Below are 26,875 nucleotides of genomic sequence, written 5' to 3' on the forward strand. Positions count from 1 at the left end.
TGTTTTTGCTGATACTGCTTTGTTGTATACTATAGGTAATTATCACTTTATTGCTTAACATTATGCCCCACTCTGCCAACGATATCGATGAATTAGAAGAAGAATTACTGAGTAAATCAGAAATAAAACGAGAAATGCATCGACTGCAAGACTTTGGCCTGATCATAGTCAAAATGTCGAAGCATCAACGCAGCAAGCTACCGCTAACTGATGAACTGAAAGCCGCTATGCTGCTAGCAGATAAAATCACCAATAAGCATGAAGCTATGCGTCGTCATGTCCGTCATGTCGCGAAAATATTGTCTGAAATGGATCTTGAGCCGATTAAGCAGGCAATGGACGTTATGGCCAATAAACATCAGCAAGAGTCGGTCAAATTTGAAAAGCTCGAAAAATTGCGTGACGACCTGATAGCAGACGGTAATGACACCATTGAAGCCTTGTTAGCCGAATGCGACAGCATGGAAAGGCAAAAGCTGAGACAATTAGTCCGTCAGGCGAAAAAAGAGCACAGTGCTGAAAAAACCGGTAAACATTACCGTGACTTGTTTACTTACTTAAAAGAACACGTAGTTTTTAAGTAGCTAGGGTTTAAATCGCTATTAAAAAATAATAGCCCGGATAACGGCACAAAAAAAGCGCCTTGATTTAAGGCTAAATCAAGGCGCTTTTTCTTTTCAAAACGCACGACTATAAAATACTAAACTTACTAAATACTTTATAAAGTTCAGTACCTTGATTGACACTCGCCGAAGCAAAATGCAAAATTGGTATGACACTGTGATCTAAGGTTATATAGTGTAATGGGTCGCCATCACCATAATTATCCATACGTAAAATACGCGCTAATGGTTCTCCTGCCGCTAAAGGCTGACCAAATTGAGCCAAGTAATCCACCATACCGCCCATGGGGGAATATAGTGCCTTGTAATCGGCTAACATACAGCTGTAACGCGTCATGGTTTTCGGCTGGTAATCTTGGCTATTGATCACACCTTGATACTGCAGATAACTTAAAATACCTAAAGCATCTTCACGGGCAACCTCTAAATCAATCTGCTCTTGTGAACCCAACTCAACGGTAAAACTCTCTTTGATAATAACATCTTGGCCATGATTGGCCTCAGTTTTAGTTATAGGAAAGTCACGGCCAAGGGCAGCAAAGGTCTGCTGTAATTGCCACCAAGGACAGAATGTGGCTTCATCTAATGCACCATCAAAGTCGTTAGGAATCAATAAGGTATGTGGGATATCAAAGTGCTTTGCACTGGCTATGGCATATTCAGGACAATATAAGTGCTTACTGGAAATCGGCCCAGTGTGCAGATCTAAAACAATATCAGCTTGATGTGCTAACCGCTGCAGTTGAAAGGCAATGCGTTGCCCTGTCGTCAGGCCATAAATATTATGATTTAACTTTTCAGCTATTTGCTGCAACAGTAATGCTTTAAACGCTCCCTCAATTTCAGCGCTAGTAGCGGTTAAATGCGCTTGTGCAAACGGCGCAATAATATCGGCATCAAAATGAAACATCCGGTTCCAATTAACGCCGGTAATGGGATCAAATCGCCCTAAGGTATATTCCCCATTTTTATGATTACAAGCCACAGGGTTGGCATAAGGCACGAGCGTAATACTGCCATTTAATTCAAGGGTTTTTAATTGCTCTAGTAACTGAAAAATAACCGCATTGCCCTGCACTTCTGCGCCATGCATATTAGCCTGGATATAAACATCAGGCCCCTGCTGTTTACCCTTAATACGATAAACCGGCACGGTAAGCGCAGCACCACTGGCCATTTCACCGACATGCATCACTTCTTTACTGATTAAATTCATAAATAATCTCTTACCAATCAAACGACTTTATTGACTAGGTTAACGTAAATACCAAGTTGCAGGCTCTGCTGCACGTACTTGCTCAATTTTGCCTTGCTGTAAAACATATTCAGCGGCAATTTGATGACAAAGAAAAAACGGCATACTTTCAGTAAAGCCATAAGCGCCGGCTAAACCAAAAATTAATTGGTCACCCACATCAACATCACTGGCTATTGCCAAGGTACCCAATTTATCTAAACTGGTACAAAGCGGGCCATGTAGATCAAAATAACCAGGGCTTGCTGCCGACTCTCTCAGCATAGTGACAGGAAAGGGCTGCTCGGTAATTGCCGGGCGAATTAAATGATTGATGCCACCGGCAAGCACTAATTGTTGCTGCTGAAAGTTTTGTTTACGGTCAACAACCGAAGTCACGTAATAACCCATGTCAGCAACGGCAAAACGACCTAGCTCTAGCCAGAGCTCGCTAACACCTGCCTGTGCTTTTATTTTGGCTAAGTCGGCAACAATTTGTTTCCAGCTTAGGCCTTGCCCTGTTTGCAGGTAATCAACACCTAGGCCACCGCCTAAATCTAAGACTTCTAACCTCATGCCCAATTGTTTTGCTAGCGATAACAATGGCGTGACCATTTGTGACCAAAGCTCATACATCCGAGCATTGCTGAGCATATTTCCCCATTGGAAAATATGCAAGCCATTAATATTTAACGCCGGAAAGTGACTAACTTTTATGGTTTGCCACTCTTGGCAAGATAAACCAAAAGGCGTCACTTCATTACCCCCTAAAGGATTTTTTTCACCTTCTTGCCACTGTAATTGTACTCTTAATAATACTTGTGGTTGGCAAGCCAATTCTATTGCTGCTTCATTAAGCCATTGCAACTGGTTCAAACTCTCCACGACAAAAGTGCGCACGCCTTGGCTTAAAAAAGCTTTCATTTGTCGCTTTGATTTGGCCGGACCGGTATTGAGAATGCGATCGGCTTGAACATTTTGTGCTAATACTTGCGTTAGTTCGCCTTGACTCGCCACATCAAAATTAAAACCTTGCTGCGCTAAGGTGCTTATTACACGCGACAAGGGATTAGCCTTAACAGCAAACCAGAGTTTAATCACCTCTTGTTGCATTAACACCGACAAGTGTTGCTCAAGGTAATCTAAATCGTAAAGAAAAAAACCGTCTTCATCTTGCTCAGCTTCCACACTGTTTTTAAGTGCTTCACTGTGCTGTGCTAGCGGTGCAAGTACAGCAGGTCTAAGCCAGTTTGGCCTAGCTGTCGAATTTAACATGGCAGTCATTTTTTGATCCTAACGCAGTACAGATTCAAGTTCTAAAGCGGCATTACTTTTTTCATCTCGGTATTTAACAATTAATGCGCAAGCCATGTTAAGTCCTTGCTGCTGAGCCCAATCACCCGCAACCGGTCGTGTACCCGGTACCACAACTGCATTTTCAGGAATGTCAGCACCCTTTTCCAGTATCACATTATTGACACAGTCATAAACAGCTACCGAGGCCGACAACGATACGCCTGGGGCTAAAACCGCACCTTTTTTCACGACAATGCCTTCTACAATAATCACGCCAGCACTTAAAAAGGCGTTATCTTCAATAATCACCGGACTAGCGCCAATCGGCTCAAGCACACCACCAATTTGTACCGCGGCAGAAACGTGAACATTTTTGCCTATTTGTGCGCATGAGCCAATCAAAGCATGGCTGTCAATCATAGTGCCACTATCAACAAAAGCGCCAACATTAATATAGGCCGGTGGCATAATAATTACGCCTGGCGCAACATAGGCACCACGACGAACCGATGAACCACCCGGCACCATTCTCACTTTATCAGCAACGGTGAACTCCCGTGCAGGTAGGTTATGCTTATCTACAAAGCCACGATAAATACCATCGAACTCAGTGTTTTCTCCGGCTTTAAATGCCGCTAAAATGGCTTGTTTAACCGCGGTATTGACTTGCCAAGTGCCATCGCTATTTTGTTCTGCTGCACGAACTTTACCGGTTTCTAAGTCTGTTAATGTTTGTTGCCAAGTCATGATTTTATTGCTCGTAAGTTAGTTAAATCTAAAGGGTGAGGGGTTTGTGCATTTAAAATGTCATCAGTAGTCTGATGCTGAGCTAGAGGCTTGCTGCTGTTACTCGCTAACCATTGCTGAATGTGTTGATGAATATCGAGTAAACCGTGTTGCGCTGAAAGTTCTGCTTGGCATAAGGGTAGACGAAGTTTTGCAGAGCCAATAATATTCAGCTCAGCCATTAACACTTTTACCGGTATCGGACTAGACACTTGAAATAATGCCGATATCGCTTTATGCCAAAGCGGAAAAAGTCCTTCATGTTGATAAGCTAAGGCCATAGCAACATATTGCCGAGTGGCTTCTGGCCAAACGTTAGCGCAAACCGACACCAAACCTTTAACATTGGCACTCGCAAGGTATGGCATCATGGCGTCTTCACCACTATACAAGTCAAGGTTAGGGCAATGCTCTCTATAGGCCAGCAGTTTATTAAGATCGCCACTGGCTTCTTTCAGTGCCCAACAGTTTTTATGGTTTTGTAATTGTTGTAAGGCCGAAAAGGAAATTTCAACACTGCTGCGTGAAGGCACGTTATAAAGCATACAAGGGACGTTTGCAGCATCGAGTAAACTTTTAAACCAAGCGGTTTGCCCTACGGGCCCCGGCTTGGCATAAATAGGGCTAGTAAGTAAATAAGCCGTTATCGGCAATTTATTGCATTTAGCTATCCAGGCCAGTTGCTCGTTAAGATTATAGCCGCCAACAGCAACCATTATCGGCACTTGTAACGTCATCGCACAAACGTATTGCACTATACTTAAATGCTCTTGCGCGGTTAACGCTAAGCCCTCGCCCGTGCTGCCCAATAATAAAATGCCATTGTGAGCCGCATTTTGTTGTAGCACTAGCTTACGCAAACTAACATAGTCAATGCCGTCATCATCAAATAATGGCGTGATCAGTGCGGTCCAAACCAAAGGTCGGTCTGTTATCAGGTGATTTTCTATCGGTTTTTTTTGATTCATTGCTCTCGAACTTTTGTCGTTCGGAGAACTTTTAGGCGCTTGTACAGACAAAATTTCTAGGATGAAATTTGGCCTTTACAAAGGCCAGAAGCTCTCCACCTAGTTAGGTGACAGTTGCAAGGATTCAACCTAGTAGCCGTCGAACGTATATCCAATGACTATAAAACTTAATGGTTATATATTAACAATTAAGCCTTAACAACCGGCAATTACCTTATCAACAAGGCAATTACCTCGGCGTTAAACCCCCTCATTATTGCTCACTAGAGTTTGATCTCTTCACAATAACTACCTGGTTAACGCTCCTCTTCTGGCCCTTTATTGGCGGTGATTAATCTTTTACGATTAATCACACTGGAATAAGGGACAACAATATTAAAACATTTAAATATAAGCACAGTCAATAGACGGCTAGACGTATACCACTATTTAAATTTAATAGTTTGATTTTATTGCTTTTATTTATTTTTCTAATCAGTGAATACCATCTGGGTCCTCAATAACTAGAGTGCCCATAACGAAAACAAGCTACGCCCGATAAGTTGAACTGAATCAAAATAGCTTTCCCCCTGTGGACTAAAGATGGCGAGATAATTAAATTCGCGTAGACTACGCAGCACTATGACATATCCACAACGGCTGTATTAATGAATACTCGCTGAGTTCGCCCTGTCATTATGATAATTTTTCTTTAAAGTAACGCCGGTATTTTTACATAACTCGAGCCATAAATATCGTCAATAAATAGCCCCCATAAATAATAGTTAGCTTAATTACAGGTATCTTCATGGCAATAAGTAACATTAACCAAATATTAAACCGAAATAGTGAGGCACTAGCCGCAACCAGACCTCTTTTGGTTAATATCGCAGACGATGGTTTTATTAGCCATTACTTAAGTCAGCATAGCGCTGCTCATATTGATAGTTACCACACTAATTATGCTGAATATAAAACTTGTCAGCAATTGAAAAATAGCCGTGTAGACGCACATTTTTGCGTCGAGTATATCGCCAAAACCAAACATGATATGGCGATCATCCATTTTCCAAAAAGTAAGGCTGAATTTAGTTTTACCTTAGCTATGCTCGCTGAGTCAATGACAGACGATGCCGCCATAGTCATTGTTGGTGAAAATAAAGCGGGAGTAAAGTCAGCCGAAAAACTCGGTATTGATTACCTAGAATATTGCCAAAATGTTGACGCTGCAAGACATTGCTTAATGTACATTGGCAAATTAAAACCCTCACTGCCTCGCTTTGATCTACAAAAATTTTATAAATACTACCCAATACAGCTACAAGATAAAGTACTAAAAATTGCCGCTTTGCCAGGCGTATTTAGCCAAAATGCACTAGACACGGGTACAGAAGTTTTATTAGCACACTTACCTGATGTTATTTCAGGTAAAGTTTTAGACTTTGGTTGTGGTGCGGGGGTTATTGCCGCTTATATCGGCACAGTTCACCCAAAAACAACATTAACCTTGGTTGATGTGAGTGCGTTAGCCTTGCACTCAGCGCAAACAACACTGTCTTTAAACCAGTTAAGCGGGCAATATATTGCCTCAGATAGCTTATCTAATGTTCAAGAACGCTATGATTTTGTCATTTCCAACCCACCATTTCATCAGGGCGTAAAAACTCATTATGGCGCTACCGAACAATTTTTAGCCGAGATAAAGCAAAATTTAGCCAGCAAAGGCTGCATTACCATTGTCGCTAATAGTTTTTTGAAATACTTACCCATTATGGAAAAAGCACTGGGTAAAACGAAAACTTTAGCGATTAAAAAAGGTTTTGCGGTTTATCAGTGTTATCTTAATGGAAAGAAATAACCAAGCATGTGTGATTGTTCAAAGCCATAATATTTTCTACAAGCACTTTATAGCCACCATTAATTGAGTTTAGTACTGTATGTCAACAATCAAACCTGTTTGGTCTCTTCGTCGTATCTGCTTGAGCACCTTCATCAGTGCCATCACATTATTATCACTATTGAGTCTCTCAATCATTAGCCAACAATTTAACAAGAGTTATCATGAAAGCGCAGCCAGTGAAATAAAACACTGGGCCAATGTTTTGGCCGATGAAAGCCTCCCCTATTTAGTTAACTCAGAACAACTAGCGTTAAAGAATAATTTTTCATTACCTGAGTACATTCCTAATTTAAATTACTTATACCTTTATAAATTCAATAGCGACACTGAAAAATTAACCTTTTTTTATAGTTACAAACGTAATGATCAGCGGGCTAGTATTGCGCAAAAATCGCATGAAGTTAAAAGTTTATTAACACCAAGGTTCAAAGAAAAACACCTTGAGTACATGCAAGCCATTAAAGTTAAAGAAAAAATTATCGGTTATATTTATTTGCAGAGCAGTAGCGAGTACCTCACACAGCTTACTGATAAATTATTAATCATCAGTATTATCATTGTTTTTATCGTATTTATTATCGCCATTTTTATAGCGCTTAAGCTTGAGCGCTATATTAGTGCGCCATTCTCTTCTTTGATTAACACCGTACAAATTGCCGCTCGACAAAAAAACTTTCAACAAGAGTGCGACACTATGCCATATCGTGAAGCTGACATTTTAGCGCTTAATATTAATATGTTATTTGCTCGCATAGATAAACACATCACGCAATTAGATGCCCAGGGGCAGCAGAGTATTGAGCACTCACAAGCATTAGAAAATAAAATTAACAAACGTACCGACGCCCTTAAACAATCTAACCAAGAGTTACTCTCTACGTTAGAGAAACTCCATCAATTTCAAAGCCAATTGGTTGAAAGCGAAAAAATGGCCTCTCTGGGAGATATGGTTGCCGGCGTTGCACATGAAGTCAACACACCGATAGGCCTAGGGGTAACAGCCTCAACACTATTAGCCGATAGATTAGATGAAATTAAACAGGCTTTTGATAATAAAACCCTAAAATCGAGCCAATTAAAAAAGTTTTTGCATGACAGTTGCGAAAATGTCGCCATTATCTATCGTAATCTAAATCGTGCCGCCGACCTGATATCCAGCTTTAAAAAAGTCGCCGTAGACCAATCAAGTGAAGATCTACGGACTTTCGACGTTAAGCAGCTTTTGAACGAAGTTTTACTCACTCTCAAACCTCAACTCAATGTTTTACCGTACATTATTGATATTGATTGCCCTAATGATTTAACCATTAATAGTAAACCAGGGCCTATTAATCAAATTCTTATTAATTTGATCATGAACTCCATCATTCACGGTTTTGAAGGTAAAGATGAGGGCCGCATTTCAATAACAGTTATGTCACTGAGCAACCAACTTAACATCCTCTATAAAGATGATGGCATTGGCGTTGCTGAATCAATAAAGCATAAGGTCTTTGAACCGTTTACCACCACAAAGCGTGGTGAAGGGGGTAGTGGTTTAGGCTTGCATTTAGTTTATAATTTAGTGACTCAAGCACTTGGTGGCTCAATAGTACTAAGCAGCGAATTAGATCATGGCGTTAGCATAGAAATTAATTTTCCTATAAATAAGTAGCCAATTAACTCGCTATTGGTTAAATTTCAATATAGTTTATAGTTATATTAGTGACAATTTAGGGCGTTAAGCGCGTTAAATGAACATTTATTCACTAGCACTTAACATGATTTTGAGTCTCCATTATTTTAAAAGTGATAAAAAGCAGTAATTAGCCTGCTATTGATTGTTTTTTAATGGTAGCTTCTATACCATGTGCCGATTATTTATTAGCCATCAAATAGTCTATAATTGTATGGTCAGGAATAAATACAAATAAATACAAATAAATACAAATAAAATTAAAATCAAACCTCAGAGAACTGGACAATGAACATGCAAAAACCTCATATATTAATCGTAGAAGACGAAGACGTCACACGCTTTAATTTAAAAAATTTATTTGAAGCTGAAGGCTATCAGGTCTCCGAAGCAATAGATGGTGATGGCATGGAACGCGCACTAACCAACAACGTAATAAATTTAATTATTATGGATATTAATTTACCGGGCAAAAATGGACTCTTACTTGCGCGAGAATTAACCCGCCAGAACGACTTAGGCTTAATTTTTCTGACCGGTCGCGACAGTGATATTGATAAAATTCTTGGGTTAGAAATTGGCGCTGATGATTATCTAACTAAACCATTTAATCCACGTGAACTTACTATTCGTGCGCGCAATATACTCAGCCGCATGTTGCCTAGCAATGTAGAAAAAAACGATGCGCTTATTAGCTTTAATCAGTGGTCTCTTGATGGTAATGCACGAAAAATGACCACACCAGATCATCGAGAAATATCAATTCCTCGTGGTGAATACCGCGCGCTACGTTTACTTATTGCTAATGCGGGGCAAATTGTTACCCGTCAACAATTGATAAAAGAAATGACCGGTCGAGACTTACGCACCAATGACCGAACAGTTGATGTGACCATTCGTCGCTTACGTAAACATTTTGAGTCAGTAGAAAGTTCACCAGAGTTGATCAACACTATTCATGGTGAAGGTTATCGATTTATTGGCCAACTAGATTAATAGCGCTATTAGCAGGGTAAAATGATTAACCTGCTAATATTAACCTGCTAATACAGTGACTTGTCAGGCTATTGCTCAGACAACCACTGTTGAAAAGCAGTAATGGCTTGTTGGTTTAACAAACTCAGTGCTTGCAAGTGCTGAGCCTTTTTTTCACTGTCTTCAGCCGATTTTTCTATCAAGATAAGTTTCTGGTGCACTTGAGTTAAACCTGCACTGGCTGCTGCCCCTTTCATTTTATGGCATTGCTCCTGCCATGCCTTTTGATCAGCATTAACAACGGCATTATTGATCGCCGTTAAATACAATGCCGACTGCTGAATATATAAATCCAACATTTGTTCAATCACCGCTAGGTCTAACGCCTCTAAATAGCCATTAATCAAGAGTAAATCTATGTGCCGAGTTGTTACCATGAAGCCTCCTTAGTGACGCCAGCTTTTCACTACGTCGAATTAAAATTTTAATGTTATTTATATGATAGCAAACAACATTTCAACCTGAAGTTATTACTTACAGATCCCCTGTTTATAACAGATATTAAATACAACTACCATATACTAGAACAATATCAACATAGCTATGACAAACATTGCTTTTAGGGGGTATTTCGTTCAAAATAGCCGCCTTTTTCCGGACCAATGCATTATATTCCACTTTGTTAACTACTTGTTGTTAACTACTTGTGGAAACTGTCATTATTTTTACGATAGTAATGCTAATTATAATTTTACTAGCTACTGAAGTTACCATAGATAACCCTTTACCTAGTGCACAGCGAACAGCGGAGTCAAAATGCCAACATTAATGCCTGATATAGCAAATCACACCACAGCACAAACTGAGGGGACTTTGGATTGGGTCGGCATGAGTAATATAGAAATGCCTATCATGGTTGCCTCAAAAGGCCAATCAGAACGTATGGTTTCAGCCTACGTAGATGCGTTTGTTAACCTTAAAGAGCCAACAGCGAAAGGCATACATATGTCACGCTTGTATCTACTCCTTGATGAATTATCAAACTCAAATGTTTTAAACCATCAAAGTTTAGTGACCTTATTAGACGGCTTTATCAGTAGCCACCAAGAGCTAAGCGATAATGCCCAAGTTAAGTTTAGCTTTGACTATCACCTGCGCCGCAAATCACTGATTAGTGGTAAACAAGGCTGGAAAGCTTATCCCGTTACTATTACTGGGCGCTTAAATAAAGGTAAGTTGGATATCGAGCTTTCTCTTGATGTGCGTTACTCTTCAACTTGCCCTTGTTCTGCAGCCTTGGCTCGTCAGCTTATTCAGCAAGCCTTTAAAGAAAAATTTATTGGTCAAGCTGATGTGGATTTAACCGACGTACATGAATGGCTTGGCACTACCGAAGGTATTATGGCCACGCCACATAGTCAACGCTCTGTTGCTGAACTTAAAGTTAAACTTAATCACTCAAACACTGAGTTTCCCATTACAGATCTTGTCGACTTAATTGAAAACTCACTGAAAACACCCGTTCAAGCGGCAGTAAAACGTGAAGACGAACAAGAATTTGCCCGTTTAAATGGTCAGAACTTAATGTTTTGTGAAGATGCGGCTCGTCGTTTACAACACACCATGAATGCCTCTGAGCAATTTGATGACTTCTGGCTGCGTATTAATCATTTAGAGTCGTTACATGCCCATGACGCCGTGAGTGTGACGACTAAAGGTATTGTCGATGGCTATAAAGCTTAACTTAAAGCTTAACCCGACAAATTAAGCTTTAAATCAATCATCCCTAGTTATTTTTAAAATGGCTAGGGATTTTTGTTTCTACCGCTATAAAATCAACAAGCGTTTTCTAATTGAACAGTAGAAATGGCTATAGCCGAATTGAAATACAAGTATAAATCACGCTACAGTGGTTTATTTTAGCCAGTAGAAATGATCAGAAAATTAGTGAAATTTTTATTAGTACGCTATTAATTCTCAATGCCCAAGTGCTTATCAATCCCGCCTAGTAACCAGTGTTTATAATTACTGTTACAACCACAAATAAAATATTCAGCGCTAATTATAACGCTGAATAAATAGTGCATATAAAACACGATAAAAATTAACACGTTAAAAAATAAAAATGTAATAAAATTACGAAAAACAAAGTGACAATAATTTTATTACCTAAATATCGTGCATAAATCAACAAAAATGATGAAGAAAACCTAAGTTTCAGGCTATTTTCTTTTATATGCAAATAAGCATGTAAAATAATAACGAGTATTTACTCTATTCAGATTGACGTTTGAATTTTAAATGTTTAATGTGATAGGTCCTTCGCGATGAATTCAGGGTTACTTATGCACTTAAAGTATAACTTTATTCTATTCTCACCCAGCTGAATTGCCGAGGTCTTTATTTAGGAGAAGATAATGCAACTTTACGACCATTCATATCAAAAAGACAATTGTGGCTTTGGGCTTATTGCCCATCAGCATGGCGAAACAAGTCATAAGCTCGTAAAGACTGCCATTCAAGCCTTAGACCGAATGCAACATCGTGGTGGTATCGCTGCTGATGGTAAAACCGGTGACGGTTGCGGTTTATTAATGCAAAAGCCTGACAGCTTTTTCCGCGCAGTTGCTGAAGAAAATAACTGGCCATTAGGCCGAAAGTACGCGGTAGGCATGATTTTTCTTAATTCAGATCCTATTAAAGCCAGCGCAAGTAAAAAAATTCTAGAAGAAGAATTAGCACGTGAAACCCTTACCTTAGTTGGCTGGAGAATCGTCCCCACCGATACCAGCACCTTAGGTGAAATTGCCAAAGGTAATTTACCGGCTATAGAACAAGTTTTTGTTGATGCGCCATCAGGGTGGCGAAATCGAGATCTTGAACGCCGGTTATATATGGCGAGACGACGGGCAGAAAAACGTATCAGTGATGAACGTTTCTATGTCGCCAGTTTGTCGTGCTTAGTCACCATTTACAAAGGCTTAATGATGCCGGTAGATTTACCCAATTTTTATTTGGATCTAGCCGATATTCGCATGCAAACGGCTATTTGCCTATTTCATCAGCGCTTTTCTACTAATACCTCGCCCGAGTGGCACTTGGCACAACCTTTTCGTTATTTAGCACACAACGGTGAAATTAATACCATTAAAGGCAACCGTCAGTGGAGTCGCGCGCGCACCCACGGTTTTAGATCGCCCTTATTACCCGACTTACAAGATGCAGCGCCCTTTGTTAATGAAAGCGGCTCTGACTCTTCATCATTAGACAACATGCTTGAGTTATTTATGGCGGGCGGCATGGATCTTTACCGCGGTATGCGATTATTAATGCCACCCGCTTGGCAAAGCAACCCGTTAATGGATGATGATTTAAAAGCTTTTTATGAATTTAACTCTATGCATATGGAGCCTTGGGACGGGCCCGCAGGTGTTGTGGTCACCAATGGCCGTCACGTCGCCTGTAATTTAGACCGTAATGGTTTACGACCTGCACGTTATGTTATTACTCGTGATGGCTTTATTACCTTAGCTTCTGAAGTGGGAATTTGGGATTACGGCGAAGATGAAGTGGTTGAAAAAGGCCGCGTAGGCCCAGGCGAAATGTTAGCCATTGATACCTATACAGGGAAAATTTTCAACTCTAATGCTATCGACAATGAGCTAAAAGTTCGCCATCCCTATCGTCAATGGTTAGACACTAACATTCGTCGCTTAGTGCCTTTTGATGCATTAGCCGCGAACTTAATTGGTCAACGGATATTTAGTGATCAAGAAATCGCTCAATATCATAAAATGTTTAACTACAGCTACGAAGAAATACATCAGGTAGTCAAAGCATTAGCTGATAACGGTCAAGAAGCTACCGGCTCGATGGGCGATGATACCCCAATGGCGGTATTATCGAGTCAGTCGCGTTCGCTTTATGATTATTTCCGCCAACAATTTGCTCAGGTCACTAATCCACCCATTGACCCCTTGCGTGAACGCTATGTGATGTCGTTAGGCACTTGTATTGGCCGTGAGCATAATGTTTTTAATGAAACTACTGGCCATGCCGACCGTATTCTATTTGCGACACCGGTATTAATGTATACCGGCTTAAAACAATTACGCGAGCTAGACCCTGAACATTACCGCTCAGACACCTTAACCTTAAACTATGATCAAGCCGAGGGCTTAGAAGCCGCTATCATTCGCTTGTGTGATGAAGCTGAAACATTAGTCAGAGATAAAAACACCGTAATCTTAGTGTTATCAGATCGCCATATACATAAAGGTATGTTGCCCATTCCTGCCGCAATGGCGGTAGGTGCAGTGCAAAAACGTTTAGTCGATACGCAATTACGTTGTGATTCCAACATTATTGTCGAAACCGCTTCAGTGCGTGACTCACATCAATTTGCCGTGTTGCTTGGCTTAGGGGCAACGGCGATTTACCCTTTCTTAGCTTATGAAACTATTGAACAACTGGTTGAACAAAAGCAACTTAACCTCACGGCCCGCGAAGCCATCGTAAATTACCGTGAAGGCATTAATAAAGGCCTATTAAAGATATTATCAAAAATGGGGATTTCTACCATTGCCAGCTACCGTTGTGCCGGACTATTTGAAGTTATTGGCCTTAATAGTAAAATTATGGCACTTTGTTTCCCTGATTTACCTAGCCGTATTCAGGGCGCTGACTTTACCGACATTGAACAAGACAATATAAACCTAGCTCGCAAAGCCTTTATGCCACACCAAAAAATGAGTCATGGCGGTTTACTAAAATATGTCCACGGCGGTGAATACCATGCCTATAATCCTGATGTAGTGAGCACGCTACAAGCGGCGGTACGCAGCGGCAACTACAGTGATTACAGAATATTTTCTGACCACGTTAACCAACGTCCACCCGCAGCATTACGTGATTTATTAGCCCTAAAAGACGATCAAACCGCCATTGATATCTCCGAAGCTGAAGCAGAGTCTGAACTGTTTAAACGCTTTGATAGTGCCGCTATGTCAATTGGTGCCTTAAGTCCTGAAGCACATGAAGCGCTAGCGATTGCGATGAATCGCCTAGGTGGTTTCTCTAATTCTGGTGAAGGCGGTGAAGACGAACGTCGCTACGGCACAGTCAAAAACTCGCGTATTAAGCAAATTGCCTCTGGTCGCTTTGGCGTTACACCGTATTATCTGGTGAATGCTGATGTGCTGCAAATCAAAGTGGCACAAGGTGCAAAACCAGGTGAAGGTGGCCAATTGCCCGGTGATAAAGTTACGCCGTTAATTGCAAAATTGCGTTTTTCAGTGCCTGGGGTAACCTTAATATCACCGCCGCCACATCACGATATTTATTCGATTGAAGATCTTGCCCAACTGATTTTCGACTTAAAGCAAGTCAATCCTAAAGCGATTATTTCCGTAAAACTAGTTTCAGGTCCAGGTGTTGGCACCATCGCCTCAGGTGTTGCCAAAGCCTTTGCTGACTTTATTACTATTTCTGGTAATGACGGCGGCACAGGTGCCAGCCCATTAACTTCGGTTAAATATGCCGGTTGCCCGTGGGAGCTTGGCTTAGCTGAAGCGCACCAATCACTGGTCACAAACGGTTTACGCCACAAAGTGCGTTTACAAGTTGATGGTGGTCTAAAAACTGGCTTGGATATTGTTAAAGCCGCTATTTTAGGTGCCGAAAGCTTCGGTTTTGGCACCGCGCCTATGGTGACTTTAGGCTGTAAATTTCTGCGTATTTGTCATTTAAATAATTGTGCCACAGGTGTAGCAACACAAGATGAAGTGCTACGTGAACAATTCTTTAAAGGTTTACCTGATCAAGTGATGAATTATTTTAAATTTATTGCGCAAGATGTGCGTGAAATTTTAGCCAGTTTAGGCGTTGAAAGCTTAACCGCCATTATTGGTCGTACAGATTTATTCGTCCCCTTGGCCGGTATTACCGCCAAGCAACAAAAACTAGATTTACGTCCCATTATTGCGCCGGTTGTCGCTGGTGATGATACCACCTTATATCAAACCGCTAGCAATGAACCCTTTGACAAAGGCGTGTTAAATCAGCGTTTACTCGCGCTTGCCTCACATGCTATTGCCCACAGTAGTGGCGGCGAATATCGTTTAACGATTCAAAACACCGATCGTTCTGTCGGTGCTTCATTATCGGGTGAAATTGCCTCTAAACATGGTGACCAAGGTATGGCAGCTGACCCGATTAAAATATTTTTCAATGGCACTGCGGGTCAAAGCTTTGGTGTCTGGAATGCTGGCGGCTTAGAAATGACCCTAACAGGTGATGCCAACGACTATGTTGGTAAAGGTATGGCCGGCGGCAAATTAACCATTAAGCCGCCCAAAGGCGTGGAATATTTAAGTCATAAAACCATGATTATGGGCAATACCTGTTTATACGGAGCAACCGGCGGTAAGCTATACGGTTGTGGCCGTGCAGGTGAGCGTTTTGCGGTGCGAAATTCCGGCTGTCATGCCGTTATTGAAGGTACAGGTGATCATGGCTGTGAATATATGACCGGCGGCATAGTGACCATTTTAGGTCAAGTTGGCGTTAATTTTGGTGCCGGTATGACTGGTGGCTTCGCTTATGTTTTAGATGAGCAAGACGACCTAGCCATACGCCTTAATAATGAATCAATTGAAATGTTAGCGATAGATGAGCTCAATATTCACCAAGAACATTTACGTGGCATTATCAACCAACACTTAGATGAAACCGGCAGTTTAAGAGCAGAAGAAATTTTAACTCACTTTGCCACTTACGCACCGCTATTTAAGCTGGTTAAGCCAAAGGCCGTTGATGTAAAAACCCTATTGGGACATCGTAGCCGTTCATCTGCAGAACTTCGTGTTCAAGCACAATAATGAGTACACGCGTGGAGCAGCTATTTCATGAGTAAAAATATTTATCAATTTATCGATGTTAAACGCATCGAACCGCCTAAAAAAGCGATAGCACAACGTAAAATAAATTTTGTAGAAATTTATCAACCCATGAGTAACGAGCAAAGTGCCGGCCAAGCGGATCGCTGCTTAGATTGCGGTAACCCTTATTGTGAATGGAAGTGTCCTGTGCACAATTATATCCCGCAATGGTTAGAGTTGGTTACCGATGGCAAAATTATGGAGGCTGCAGACCTTTGTCATGAAACCAACAGTTTGCCTGAAATGTGTGGTCGTGTTTGCCCACAAGACAGACTTTGTGAATCAGCCTGTACGCTCAATGATGAATTTGGCGCCGTTACTATCGGTAATATTGAAAAATATATTACCGATACCGCTATAGCTCAAGGTTGGAAACCTGATTTATCTCAAGTCGTTGCAACGGGTAAGCGTGTGGCCATTATTGGCGCTGGCCCTGCTGGTATAGCTTGTGCTGATGTCTTAACTAGAAACGGTGTTCAAGCTATTGTTTTTGACAAACATGCGCAAATTGGTGGCTTACTCACTTTTGGTATTCCCGCCTTTAAATTAGAAAAAGAAGTTATTCAAACTCGCCGAGAAATTCTTGAAGGCATGGGTATTGAGTTTCGTTTAAATATCAATGTCGGTGTCGATATCAGCTTTAGTGATATCAGTAATGAATTTGACGCGGTGTTTTTAGCCCTTGGCACCTACACTGACATGACCGGTGGTTTTGAACATGAAACGGCGCCAGGTGTCTACAAGGCACTAGATTTTTTAACGGCGAACACACAAAAATTAATGAAACTTTCTCAAGAGGATGGCAACGTTAACGCCAAACCTTATGTGAACTTTTCAGCTAAAAAAGTGCTTGTACTTGGCGGTGGTGATACCGCGATGGATTGTGTCCGTAGTTCAATTCGCCAAGGCGCAAGCGAGGTAACTTGTGCCTATCGTCGTGACGAAGCTAATATGCCAGGCTCACCACGTGAGGTAAAAAACGCTAAAGAAGAAGGCGTAGATTTTCAATTTAATATTCAACCAATTGATATTGCAACTGATGATAACGGTGATGCTTGCGGCGTTAAATTTATCAAAACACAACTTGGTGCGCCAGATGTTAAGGGTCGAAGAAACCCTGAAGCTATTGCCGACTCTGAATTCATCATGCCTGCTGATGCCGTCGTTATTGCTTTTGGTTTTATGCCGAGCCCACCACAATGGATGAAAGATGCGGGTGTTGAAGTTGATGCAAAAGGACGAGTAATGGCAACGGATAATAGCAGTTTTGCATTGCAAACCACTAAGGAAAATATCTTTGCTGGTGGTGATATGGTGCTAGGCTCAGATCTTGTTGTGACCGCTATCGATCAAGGTCGAAAAGCCGCCATGGGCGTGCTAGATTTTGTGTTAACCGCTGAAGAAAAAGAAGCATAGTATTACTTAAAACAATTAGCCTAATAACAAGCCTAATAACAAGCTGGCTAACAACAATCAGACTGATATGTTGCTGACTTAACTAAGCTGAATTTGTTTGGCATAAATCACTTTAAAATATCGCCTTGCGGTATTTTAAAGTGAAATTTATCAGCAAGCACCTCGACGCATAATAACCATAACTTCAAGCTTACGGCTTATCTTTTAATGCAAATTTGAACGCTATAATTATGCTTAAATGGCTAGCGTTTTTTTGTTACCAAACCTAGCAGACTACTTACCGAGCTTTTTATTCTGCCGTATGTATTGTGCAGAAAAAGTCTCACCCTTGTTATGAACTAACTGATTTATCGATAATATGAGCTAACTGATTTATCGATAATTGATTACGACCATTGTCTTTTGCTTGATAGAGTTGTTCATCAGCAAGCGTGATCCAATCAGTAATTTTTTCAGAATATGTCGCATTAATCGTCACCACGCCAATAGATATAGTGACACTTATCAATTCCCCAGTATCATGTTCGAATTGATGTTGGGCTATTTCTTGACGTAATTCTTCAAGTTTGTCTAGCATAATGCCTTGCTCATCATGTTGCGCAACAATAATAAATTCTTCACCGCCAAAGCGTGCCACAATATCACTGCGGCGAGGAAACTTATTACTCATGACTTCAGCAACATATTTTAAACAGCGATCACCCATTAAATGACCATATTCATCGTTAAGCTTTTTAAAGTGATCCAGATCTAGCATAGCCAGCAACATAGTGGCATTATTTCGCGCCAGTATCGCTTGTAACTCACTAAATTTATTGTTCAAATAGCGACGATTATATAAACCGGTTAAACTATCTTTATTGACTAATTTTTTTAGGGCCCTATTCGCTTCATTTAATGCTTGGGTACGTGTTTCTACTTTATCTTCTAAAATAAATTGCTGCTTAAGTAAACGCTCTTTCGACTGCTGTAATTCCTCGTACAAGATTAAAAAATCAGTAGGCGCCACATAAGGCATAGTTTTATAACCGCTTTTACCTCCACCCTGGGCAAGCTCTTTTAAAGCAAATGCTAATGGTCTACTCAAAGTGCGAGCAAATTGGTTTGCTAAGGCAATCACCAAAATAAAAACAAAAAATAAAGAGATAAAAATAGTCAAATATTGTTGCTCTACTAAGGCTAAAATTTGCCTATGCTCAATTAAAACAAATATTTTCCAGCCATTATTAAGTACTGATTGACGGTGTAAATAACGCTGTTTATTGGCACCATAAGTGTCAATCGTCAGTAGTTGATGCTTGGTATTAGCTTGATCCAAAGAAAAATTAAATTTCGACAATCTCGCCAGCGCTAAATCCGCATCAGCATAAATAACATTGTCATTTTCATCAGTTAATACCAGATCAATTTCTCGATCATTGGCAGCATAACGATTAACCTGCTCAAACAAATTAAGATTTAGCGAACCTTCAACAATACCAACAGGTTTATTGTTCTTGTTAGCATTATCGTTCGCATAAATTGGCGCACTAATAGCAATAATAGGGTCAGCACCAAAACCTCGGCCCAAAAAAACCGAGGATACGTAAAGCGATTGCTGAAAAAAAGCTTGAGAAAAATACGAGCGGTCGACAACACTAAAGCCACTTTTAGGCAGGTTTTCCATTAAAGCACGCGGTGAAGAAGTCGCTAAGTTGCCATCCTGATTAGCAATCAGCATAGTCAAAAAACCAGGGTAAATTTTATGTACTTTAGTCAAAGCATCGTCATAATTAGTGGGGTCAATAACGGATAACGTATCCGCTACTTGGGCAATGGCCTTCTTATGCTCATCAACATAATCTTCAATAATACGCCCCACGTACTGACTGCTAATATCAAGCTTATCTTGAAATTGTTGATCTTGAATATTAGTTAAACTTCGACTTAAAAACAAACAAACGCCGACCACAAAAAAAGCCGACATGACCCATAAAATATACTGCAAGTATTGTTTGAGATTTTTCACTAGCGGTGGTTGTTGTGACTTTATCCAACCATTCAATTTATCACCCAATACAAAAATCAAGATAACAGCTAAAGCAGTATAAAAAATCCCATTGATACTTTGTTTAAACAAAGCAAATATCAAATATTCTGGCGCATTAGTCGTAGTGAATTCAATTAACAATGCGGTCAGTGGCATACCAATAACCAACCAATACAAAAAATCTGCTGTCGGTAAATACCAACCACGACTACGCAAATAAGAAACAAAAAGTGCTTCGCAGCCAAAAGTTAAAAAACCAAAGGGATGACCCCAAATAATTAACAACGGCGCAACACAAATCAAAGCACATAGCAGGGTCAATGCAGGACGAAGATAGGCGGCGGCAATAATAAACGTAAGGTTACCGAGCACTAAAAAAATATTATAGGCTAGCTCTATTGGGTAACTATTGAGCAAAGCGCCAGTTAAGCCTAAAGCTAAGGCTAATAAGATCGGGCCGATTTGACTAGGTTTAGGCTTAACAATGTCATCATCATTGTCAAGCTTTAGAGCAATTTCAATAGGCGCTATAGCCATATATAATGTACCGTTTCAATCGTTATTAAATTACTATGATGTGAACTGTATAGTGACGAAAGCTGCGAAAGTGATTAACAGTTACGAAAAGTGATTTAAAGTTACTAAAAACATCCCTTCAAAGCAAAATATTCTTTATCATCCAGACAATATTAGCCACTTCATACCCATATACCGACTATTTATAGTGCATTAAATACAAAAGCCCTGTCAATATCATTGCAGGGCTTTTGGCAAACTTTCTAGATTTTTATTCAGCTTAAACCATATCTGCAAACGGGTTCTTTGCGGGTAGCACTATTTTATTAGTAAAGCCACTGATACTAATATCTTCATCCGTAATAGCAAGATCATCATCCATTAACGTACCATCGCCAAAACGGTAAATAATTTGAAAATCCCCACTGTCGGCTTGCGCTTGATATTTAACTCTTGCTTGTTCTACCACAGTAGCTTTATCTCGGTAAGTTTGCATCGCAGCAGCGCCATGGCGTTTTTCCATCATCGCCGAGGTTACCGCTGGAGAAAATAAGGTCGCTGTGGCGTTGTTGCCACCAAAACCTTTCGAGTTAATAAAGGCGACGTCCATATCTTGGCAATGCCAGTGCTCAGTAGCAATATTTAAACGCTCGTTATAAACATCATCAGCCACTTTATCAATAGTGGTAATACCCGGCATAATATTGTGAGCAAATATTCCTAGCGCCATAGCTACCTGATCGCCACTGGCTGGGCCAATAGTATGACCAACAAAGGCTTTAGGTGCTGCTATCGGCCAATTATTAATATCAAAACTCTTGGCTATACGATCATAAATTAACGATTCAGTAACACGGTTTTGCGGGGTACTAGAGCCATGCGCTAAAATAAAGCTACGTTGTTGAACTGACTCCGCGCCAATAATCGACTTAGCCAAGGAAACTGACTTTGCCATAGTAATATAATTACCGGGTCCTGGTGCTGTAATTGACTTTTTAATACCGTCGGCGTTAGTAAAAACATCCGCCACTGAACCCAAAACATGCATACCAAGCTCTAGCGCTAAGGCATCATCTACTAAAACAATAAACTGCGCGGCTTCACCAATGGTAAAACCACAATTATTACCAAACGGGCGGCTAGTGCGACGATGATCGGCGACACCATTACCATCAATTTTTTTCAAGCCTTCTTCATTGGCCAGTGCACTCATATTGCCAAAACCTTCAACAACTTCAGGCGTAATAGCACAGTCATTACTACCCACAATTGCCAAGCGAATACGCCCTGCTTGAATATCTTGTACTGCCGCTTTTAAGTTATATAAAAAAGTGGCACATGCGCCGGTAGAGGTAAAGGTTGTTCCGACACTGCCAGTAACATAAGCGTTGATAAAGTCAGTCGACATGGTATTTAAACCAAGGGCTAAATTTTTTGTTGAAACACGCTCACCTTTTTGGCGATTTTGCATCATGCCACCCAAGCCTTCAGCTTGAGTTTGACCGAATACCGAGGCTGAATATGTACCAATTTCATCTGGGCAAATTTTATCAACAATTTCACTCCAACTATAACCCGTAGAATGAATAGCATCGGCGGCGCCAAAAATAGTCGCTTGTAAACCACGTGGCTGATAACGGCTGTTATATAAACTGGCGGGTTTAAAACCTGTTGGAAATTGGCCCGCGGCTTTAATGGGGTTATCACGAGTTGAGTCATGTTTGACTTCAATTTCACCGGCAATATCAACACGAACACGTTTATCTGCTAGTTCAGTAATTTGCCATGTACGCGGTAATGGCTTAGGTAAATCACGGGCACGGGTTTCAAAGCTAATACCCTTTTCGCCAGTGTCCATCGTCAATTTTTGCTGCCATGGCGTCGCATCAGGGTCAAAATGTTCATTTTCAATTTTGCGAATTAATGTACCCGCTAAAATTTCTTCACCGAAACGTTTTTCAACCTCAGATTTATCAACTACCTTACCTTGGGCATCAAGTAACTGTCCGTCTTGACTGGTCAGTAAATTCATTAATGTTGCTAAACCAACAAAAGTTTCTTGGCGAGCTTCAGCATTTAGTTTATCAATAACAATGCGGCGAAAGCCCTGATGAAACGATGTTCTACCCGCGGCATTAATACCGCCCATGCCAACTATAATAGGTAACGCAGTCATGAAAAAATCTCTTTAAATTCAAATATCAATATTTATGTTGCTCAGTGTAAGAGTTAGCAAAAATAAATAACATTCATTTGTAGCCATAAAATATGTCAAAATAGCCAAACAAGTAGAATAAAGAGTGATGAGGTTAATGAAGACAAAATTTAAACGCCGTAAAGACAATACCATCAAGATTGCCTTGTTACTTTATGATCAAATGCTAGCAACCAGTGTCAGCCTACCGGTTGAGATGTTACGTGCGGGCGAAGCGGTGGCTTTGCAAGCAAACCGCCATGCACCGCGTTTGTCTATTCAAATGGTTGCTGAAAGCATTAAACCGATATCAACTCGTGCTTTGATTAAACTACTACCTGATATTGACATTGAACATGCTCAACGACCTGATTTTGCCTTTATTCCTAGTTTGTGGCGCAACCCCAGACCAACCATTGCTCAACAACCAAAAATGTTGCAGTGGTTAAGTGAGATCTGGGGCAAAGGATCAATTTTAATTGGCGGTGGTACCGGTGTTTGCTTAATGGCTGAGGCCGGTATTTTAGACTACCACCCAGCAACAACCCATTGGCACTATGTGGAGCAATTTAAACGTGATTATCCAAAAGTAGATTTGAAGCCAGATTTTTTTATCACCCAATCTGAACGCACTTATTGTGCGGCCAGTGTCAATGCCTTAGCTGATATTGTTGTGCATATTATTTTTCAGATTTACGGTCAAAATGCCGCACAACAAGTAGAGCGAAACTTTTCCCATGAAATTAGAAAACCCTACGAAGAACAGCGTTATTTAGAAGGTGCGGTCGATCGCCACCCTGATGAATTAATCAGCCAAATTCAATTTTGGTTAAAAACCAACTTAAATACTGAATTAAGCTTAAATGACATCGCGCAGCAGTTCGGTATCAGTCAGCGCTCATTTACCCGCCGATTTAAATACGCCACCGGCATGAATGCGACACAATATTGGCAACAATTAAAAATACAAAGCGCGAAGGAATTATTAGCAGCGAGTAATTTATCCATTCAAGAAGTGGCTTTTCAAGTCGGTTATCAAGACCAAGCAAACTTTACTCGCCTGTTTAAGCAAAGGTTAAATATAACGCCAAAAGCTTACCGGGCGATGGTGAGAAGAAAATTATTTAGTAACGACTAAGCGGCGAAGGTAAAAACATTTTTTATTGTCCTATCTTAGTGCTTGAGTTCTAGAGTTTAAGTTTTAGTGCTTAACTTTTAGTACTTAAGTATTCCCCTGTGAGTTTTAGTATTGGGCATATTAAAGTTTATGCGCAAAATTCACTATGCAACAAGCTGATCAGTTTCACCACTGAGGGGTTGGCGATACTGTAAAATATGGTTTGTGATTCGCGCCGTGTTTTAACTAAATTATCTTGACGTAATCTGGCTAAATGTTGCGATAAGCTTGATTGGCTCAAATCGACAAAATTATTCAGTTCATTCACCGACATTTCTTTTTCGCCCAAGTGACATAAAATCAACAGCCGATGTTCATTACTCATTGCTTTCAATAAGTCCGCAGCTTGCGAAGCATTATTACGCATTTCTTTTATATCAATTGCGGCTAACTCGGCCATTTATTACTCGCTATTCATTGTCGCAAAAAAATCATTTTATCGCGTAAAGTTATTTATAGTTGGATATTACATTAGATACTGCTAATATAAAAGTACATTACATTTTTCTAATATACCTTAACGTTATAATGAACGTTATAACGTAGACGAGGAAGCATTTTGAACTACCAACGCGTATTAAACTTTGCCATTGCAAAGCCAAAAGTTATCTATAGCTTACTATTGCTGATCACACTATTGAGTGTGGCTATGCTACCCCAAATAGCTATTGATACCGATCCTGAAAATATGCTCAGCCAAGATGCACCGGCGCGGGTATTTCACAATCAAATAAAAACTGACTTTCTGATGCGCGATATGATTGTCGTTGGTTTAGTCAGTAAAAATACTGTCTTTACGCCTGAAATCTTAAGCGTTGTTGAGCAATTAACGAACCAAATTTTGCAACTTGATGGCGTAATTAAACAAGACCTACTGTCGCTCAATGTGGTCGACAATATTCGCCAGTTAACTAATGAGCAAGGTGTTAACCAAGGTATTTTATTTGAATACCTGATGAAACAAGCGCCAACTACACTTAAAGCAAGCCAAGACATTCAGCAAGCAGTGAAACGTTTACCCATGCTGAACAACACCTTAGTCTCTGGCGACAACAAAGCGGTCGCCATTTATGTGCCCATTATCGCCAAAGATCAAAGCTACATTATTGCTGAACAAATTCGTCACTTAGCTGCCAATATCAGCACCATTGAGCAAGATGATTTAGCCATTCACATCACAGGTTTACCCGTGGCTGAAGACCAATTTGGCTACGAAATGTTTGTTCAGATGGGGGTGGCGGCGCCATTAGCGGGTTTAGCGATATTTTTATTACTGTGGTTTTTCTTTCGCAATTTTGCCTTGATCATTGCCCCTATGGTGGTGGCGATGGCAACAGTATTAATTATCATGGGCAGCTTGATTGGCTTAGGTTTTACCGTTCATATTATGTCTTCGATGATCGCAATATTTTTGATGCCAATAGCCGTGGTTGATTCTGTGCACATTTTATCAGAATTTGCCGATCGTTTTAAAGCCGGTGATGACGGGTCAAAAACCATTAAAAAAGTAATGGGGCATTTATATAAACCTATGCTATTTACCTCAATTACCTCTGCCGTCGGCTTTTATTCCTTGATGTTAACCCCTATTCCACCGGTAAAAGTTTTTGGCGCCTTTATCGGTACTGGCATTTTATTAGCCTTTGTTTTAACCATTACTTATATCCCTGCCTATATCGCCCGCATGAAGCCTGAAACCTTAGCCAAATTACAGCGCGCTATCGCACTGATGGAACAAAAAGGTAAGTTAGCCACCAGCCTAGAGAAATTAGGCGCTTTTTCAGTTAAACGTGGCAAACTTATTTTGATCGCTTTTATCGCTTTATTTGCGGTCAGCCTAGTTGGTGTGAACCGCATTATCATTAATGACAATCCAGTGAATTGGTTTAAAGCGGATCATGAAATTCGTATCGCTGATAAAGTCCTTAATCAACACTTTGCCGGAACCTATGATGCATGGATAGTGTTTAGTAATAACCAGCCACCACCACAAACCGCCCTTAATCGCTTTAGGGAAATACTTGACGGTGCCAATGAGAGCGAAGCAAAAACCACTATTACAGAACGCTATAAACAGTGGGTAAAGCATAATAGCCGTGAGAAAGTCAGTTTTTTCACGCAAGATTTGTTAATACAGCTTGATGACTTTCGCTTTAGCGCAAGCGCGCTAGAGCAACCTTGGCTTGAACAACTTTATAAGATCAGCGCGCAAGCGAACAATGCCCAAAAAATATTTACCGACCCTGAGATGCTTAATTGGCTCGCCACATTACAAAGCGCTATTGTCAATGCAGGCGATGTTGGCAAGGTTAATAGTTTGACTGATATCATTAGTACCGTTAACCGTGAATTAAACTCAGGTGACGATAAAGACTTTGCTATTCCTAGTAGCAGTAATGGTGTCGCACAAACCTTATTGCAATTTCAATCGTCTCATCGTCCACAAGATCTATCACACTTTGTTAGCCAAGATTATCAACGGACACTTTTATGGCTACAAATGAGCAGTGGCGATAATCAGCATATGGCTAGCGTGGTGAGTTGGTTAGACGACTACATAGTTAAAAATCCACCGCCTATCGACGTTCAGCATCAATGGGCCGGTAAGTCATACCTCAATGTTGTTTGGCAAGACGCCATGGTTAGCGGCATGATCGATAGCCTGCTGTCATCATTTGTTGTGGTATTTTTTATTATGGTGCTACTCTTTAGATCGATAAAATATGGCATATTAGCCATGCTGCCCCTGACCTTTACCATCACCATGATCTACGGATTAGTGGGCTGGTTTGGTAAAGCTTATGATATGCCTATCGCGGTGCTTTCAGCATTAACACTGGGCTTGTCTATTGATTTTGCCATTCATTTTCTTCAGCGTGTGCGCGAACTTGAAATTGAAAAGCAAAGCCTAAGTTTGGCATTACAAGCTATGTTTCAAGAACCTAGCCGCGCTATCGCCCGCAATGCCATTGTTATTGCTATTGGTTTTACGCCGTTATTGTTATCGCCACTGATGCCCTATATCACGGTGGGCTTTTTCTTAGCCAGCATCATGATTTTATCCGCCTTAGTCACCTTAGTATTACTACCGGCGATACTGACACTATTAGCTCGGCGTAATAAAGCTACAACTAAAACTACAAAAAATTCAGCACAATCATAAGGACAC

17 protein-coding genes and 1 riboswitch are annotated in these 26,875 nt (G+C 40.5%); of the genes, 9 read left to right on the forward strand and 8 right to left on the reverse strand.

Features of this window, described 5'->3' with window-relative positions; genetic code table 11:
* Positions 1-62: 62 nt before the first annotated feature.
* Positions 63-584, forward strand: a complete 522-nt coding sequence (yjgA, locus tag H4J59_RS18020) for a ribosome biogenesis factor YjgA (protein WP_182241364.1) — start codon at positions 63-65, stop codon at positions 582-584.
* Positions 585-690: 106 nt separating this feature from the next.
* Here yjgA and H4J59_RS18025 read toward each other — a convergent pair whose 3' ends face one another.
* From H4J59_RS18025 to dapA, 4 genes are read right to left on the reverse strand one after another with little or no spacing between them, the layout of a single operon-like run.
* Positions 691-1,839, reverse strand: a complete 1,149-nt coding sequence (locus H4J59_RS18025) for a succinylglutamate desuccinylase/aspartoacylase family protein (protein WP_182241365.1) — start codon at positions 1,837-1,839, stop codon at positions 691-693.
* A 39-nt stretch (positions 1,840-1,878) separates the two neighbouring features.
* On the reverse strand, positions 1,879-3,141 hold the full coding sequence (locus tag H4J59_RS18030; RefSeq protein ID WP_404852035.1) for a PLP-dependent decarboxylase: 1,263 nt from the start codon (positions 3,139-3,141) through the stop codon (positions 1,879-1,881).
* A 9-nt stretch (positions 3,142-3,150) separates the two neighbouring features.
* Positions 3,151-3,900 carry a 2,3,4,5-tetrahydropyridine-2,6-dicarboxylate N-succinyltransferase gene (locus H4J59_RS18035; protein WP_182241366.1) on the reverse strand — a complete coding sequence of 250 codons (750 nt, stop codon included), beginning with the start codon at positions 3,898-3,900 and terminating at the stop codon, positions 3,151-3,153.
* Positions 3,897-4,907 (reverse strand): 4-hydroxy-tetrahydrodipicolinate synthase, encoded by a 1,011-nt coding sequence (dapA, locus tag H4J59_RS18040; protein ID WP_182241367.1) that lies wholly within the window; start codon positions 4,905-4,907, stop codon positions 3,897-3,899. The genes H4J59_RS18035 and dapA overlap by 4 nt, the downstream gene beginning before the upstream one ends.
* An 80-nt stretch (positions 4,908-4,987) precedes the next feature.
* A riboswitch (Lysine riboswitch) is annotated at positions 4,988-5,225 on the reverse strand.
* Between the two features lie 469 nt (positions 5,226-5,694).
* Here dapA and H4J59_RS18045 point away from each other — a divergent pair.
* From H4J59_RS18045 to arcA, 3 genes are all read left to right on the forward strand, one after another.
* Positions 5,695-6,744 (forward strand): methyltransferase, encoded by a 1,050-nt coding sequence (locus H4J59_RS18045; RefSeq protein WP_182241368.1) that lies wholly within the window; start codon positions 5,695-5,697, stop codon positions 6,742-6,744.
* A gap of 79 nt (positions 6,745-6,823) precedes the next feature.
* Positions 6,824-8,440 (forward strand): sensor histidine kinase, encoded by a 1,617-nt coding sequence (locus H4J59_RS18050; protein WP_259369592.1) that lies wholly within the window; start codon positions 6,824-6,826, stop codon positions 8,438-8,440.
* A 315-nt stretch (positions 8,441-8,755) separates the two neighbouring features.
* Positions 8,756-9,457 (forward strand): two-component system response regulator ArcA, encoded by a 702-nt coding sequence (gene arcA / locus H4J59_RS18055; protein WP_182241408.1) that lies wholly within the window; start codon positions 8,756-8,758, stop codon positions 9,455-9,457.
* A gap of 68 nt (positions 9,458-9,525) precedes the next feature.
* Here the strand turns inward: arcA and H4J59_RS18060 are convergent, their stop codons facing one another.
* Positions 9,526-9,873 (reverse strand): Hpt domain-containing protein, encoded by a 348-nt coding sequence (locus H4J59_RS18060; protein ID WP_182241369.1) that lies wholly within the window; start codon positions 9,871-9,873, stop codon positions 9,526-9,528.
* A 379-nt stretch (positions 9,874-10,252) separates the two neighbouring features.
* On the opposite strand from H4J59_RS18060, the gene folE2 reads away from it, so the two are divergent.
* The 3 genes from folE2 (at position 10,253) to H4J59_RS18075 (ending at position 17,790) form a co-directional block, all read left to right on the forward strand.
* Positions 10,253-11,179, forward strand: a complete 927-nt coding sequence (gene folE2, locus H4J59_RS18065) for a GTP cyclohydrolase FolE2 (protein ID WP_182241370.1) — start codon at positions 10,253-10,255, stop codon at positions 11,177-11,179.
* 674 nt (positions 11,180-11,853) lie between these two features.
* Positions 11,854-16,314 (forward strand): glutamate synthase large subunit, encoded by a 4,461-nt coding sequence (gltB, locus tag H4J59_RS18070; protein WP_182241371.1) that lies wholly within the window; start codon positions 11,854-11,856, stop codon positions 16,312-16,314.
* Between the two features lie 27 nt (positions 16,315-16,341).
* The gene (locus H4J59_RS18075; protein WP_182241372.1) at positions 16,342-17,790 is read left to right on the forward strand and encodes an FAD-dependent oxidoreductase; all 1,449 of its coding nucleotides are present in this window, start codon (positions 16,342-16,344) and stop codon (positions 17,788-17,790) included.
* Positions 17,791-18,121: 331 nt separating this feature from the next.
* Here the strand turns inward: H4J59_RS18075 and H4J59_RS18080 are convergent, their stop codons facing one another.
* On the reverse strand, positions 18,122-20,356 hold the full coding sequence (locus H4J59_RS18080; RefSeq protein ID WP_182241373.1) for a diguanylate cyclase: 2,235 nt from the start codon (positions 20,354-20,356) through the stop codon (positions 18,122-18,124).
* Between the two features lie 259 nt (positions 20,357-20,615).
* Positions 20,616-22,511 (reverse strand): beta-ketoacyl synthase, encoded by a 1,896-nt coding sequence (locus H4J59_RS18085; protein ID WP_182241374.1) that lies wholly within the window; start codon positions 22,509-22,511, stop codon positions 20,616-20,618.
* Between the two features lie 136 nt (positions 22,512-22,647).
* On the opposite strand from H4J59_RS18085, the gene H4J59_RS18090 reads away from it, so the two are divergent.
* Positions 22,648-23,667, forward strand: a complete 1,020-nt coding sequence (locus tag H4J59_RS18090; RefSeq protein ID WP_182241375.1) for a GlxA family transcriptional regulator — start codon at positions 22,648-22,650, stop codon at positions 23,665-23,667.
* 127 nt (positions 23,668-23,794) lie between these two features.
* On the opposite strand, the gene H4J59_RS18095 is transcribed toward H4J59_RS18090, so the two are convergent.
* The gene (locus H4J59_RS18095) at positions 23,795-24,106 is read right to left on the reverse strand and encodes a metalloregulator ArsR/SmtB family transcription factor (protein WP_220469880.1); all 312 of its coding nucleotides are present in this window, start codon (positions 24,104-24,106) and stop codon (positions 23,795-23,797) included.
* Between the two features lie 159 nt (positions 24,107-24,265).
* Here H4J59_RS18095 and H4J59_RS18100 point away from each other — a divergent pair, with 159 nt between their 5' ends.
* The gene (locus H4J59_RS18100) at positions 24,266-26,869 is read left to right on the forward strand and encodes an RND family transporter (RefSeq protein WP_259369593.1); all 2,604 of its coding nucleotides are present in this window, start codon (positions 24,266-24,268) and stop codon (positions 26,867-26,869) included.
* Positions 26,870-26,875: the final 6 nt, after the last annotated feature.

It is taken from the genome of Colwellia sp. MB02u-10 (assembly GCF_014077185.1).
In the GTDB taxonomy this organism is placed as follows: Bacteria; Pseudomonadota; Gammaproteobacteria; order Enterobacterales; family Alteromonadaceae; genus Cognaticolwellia.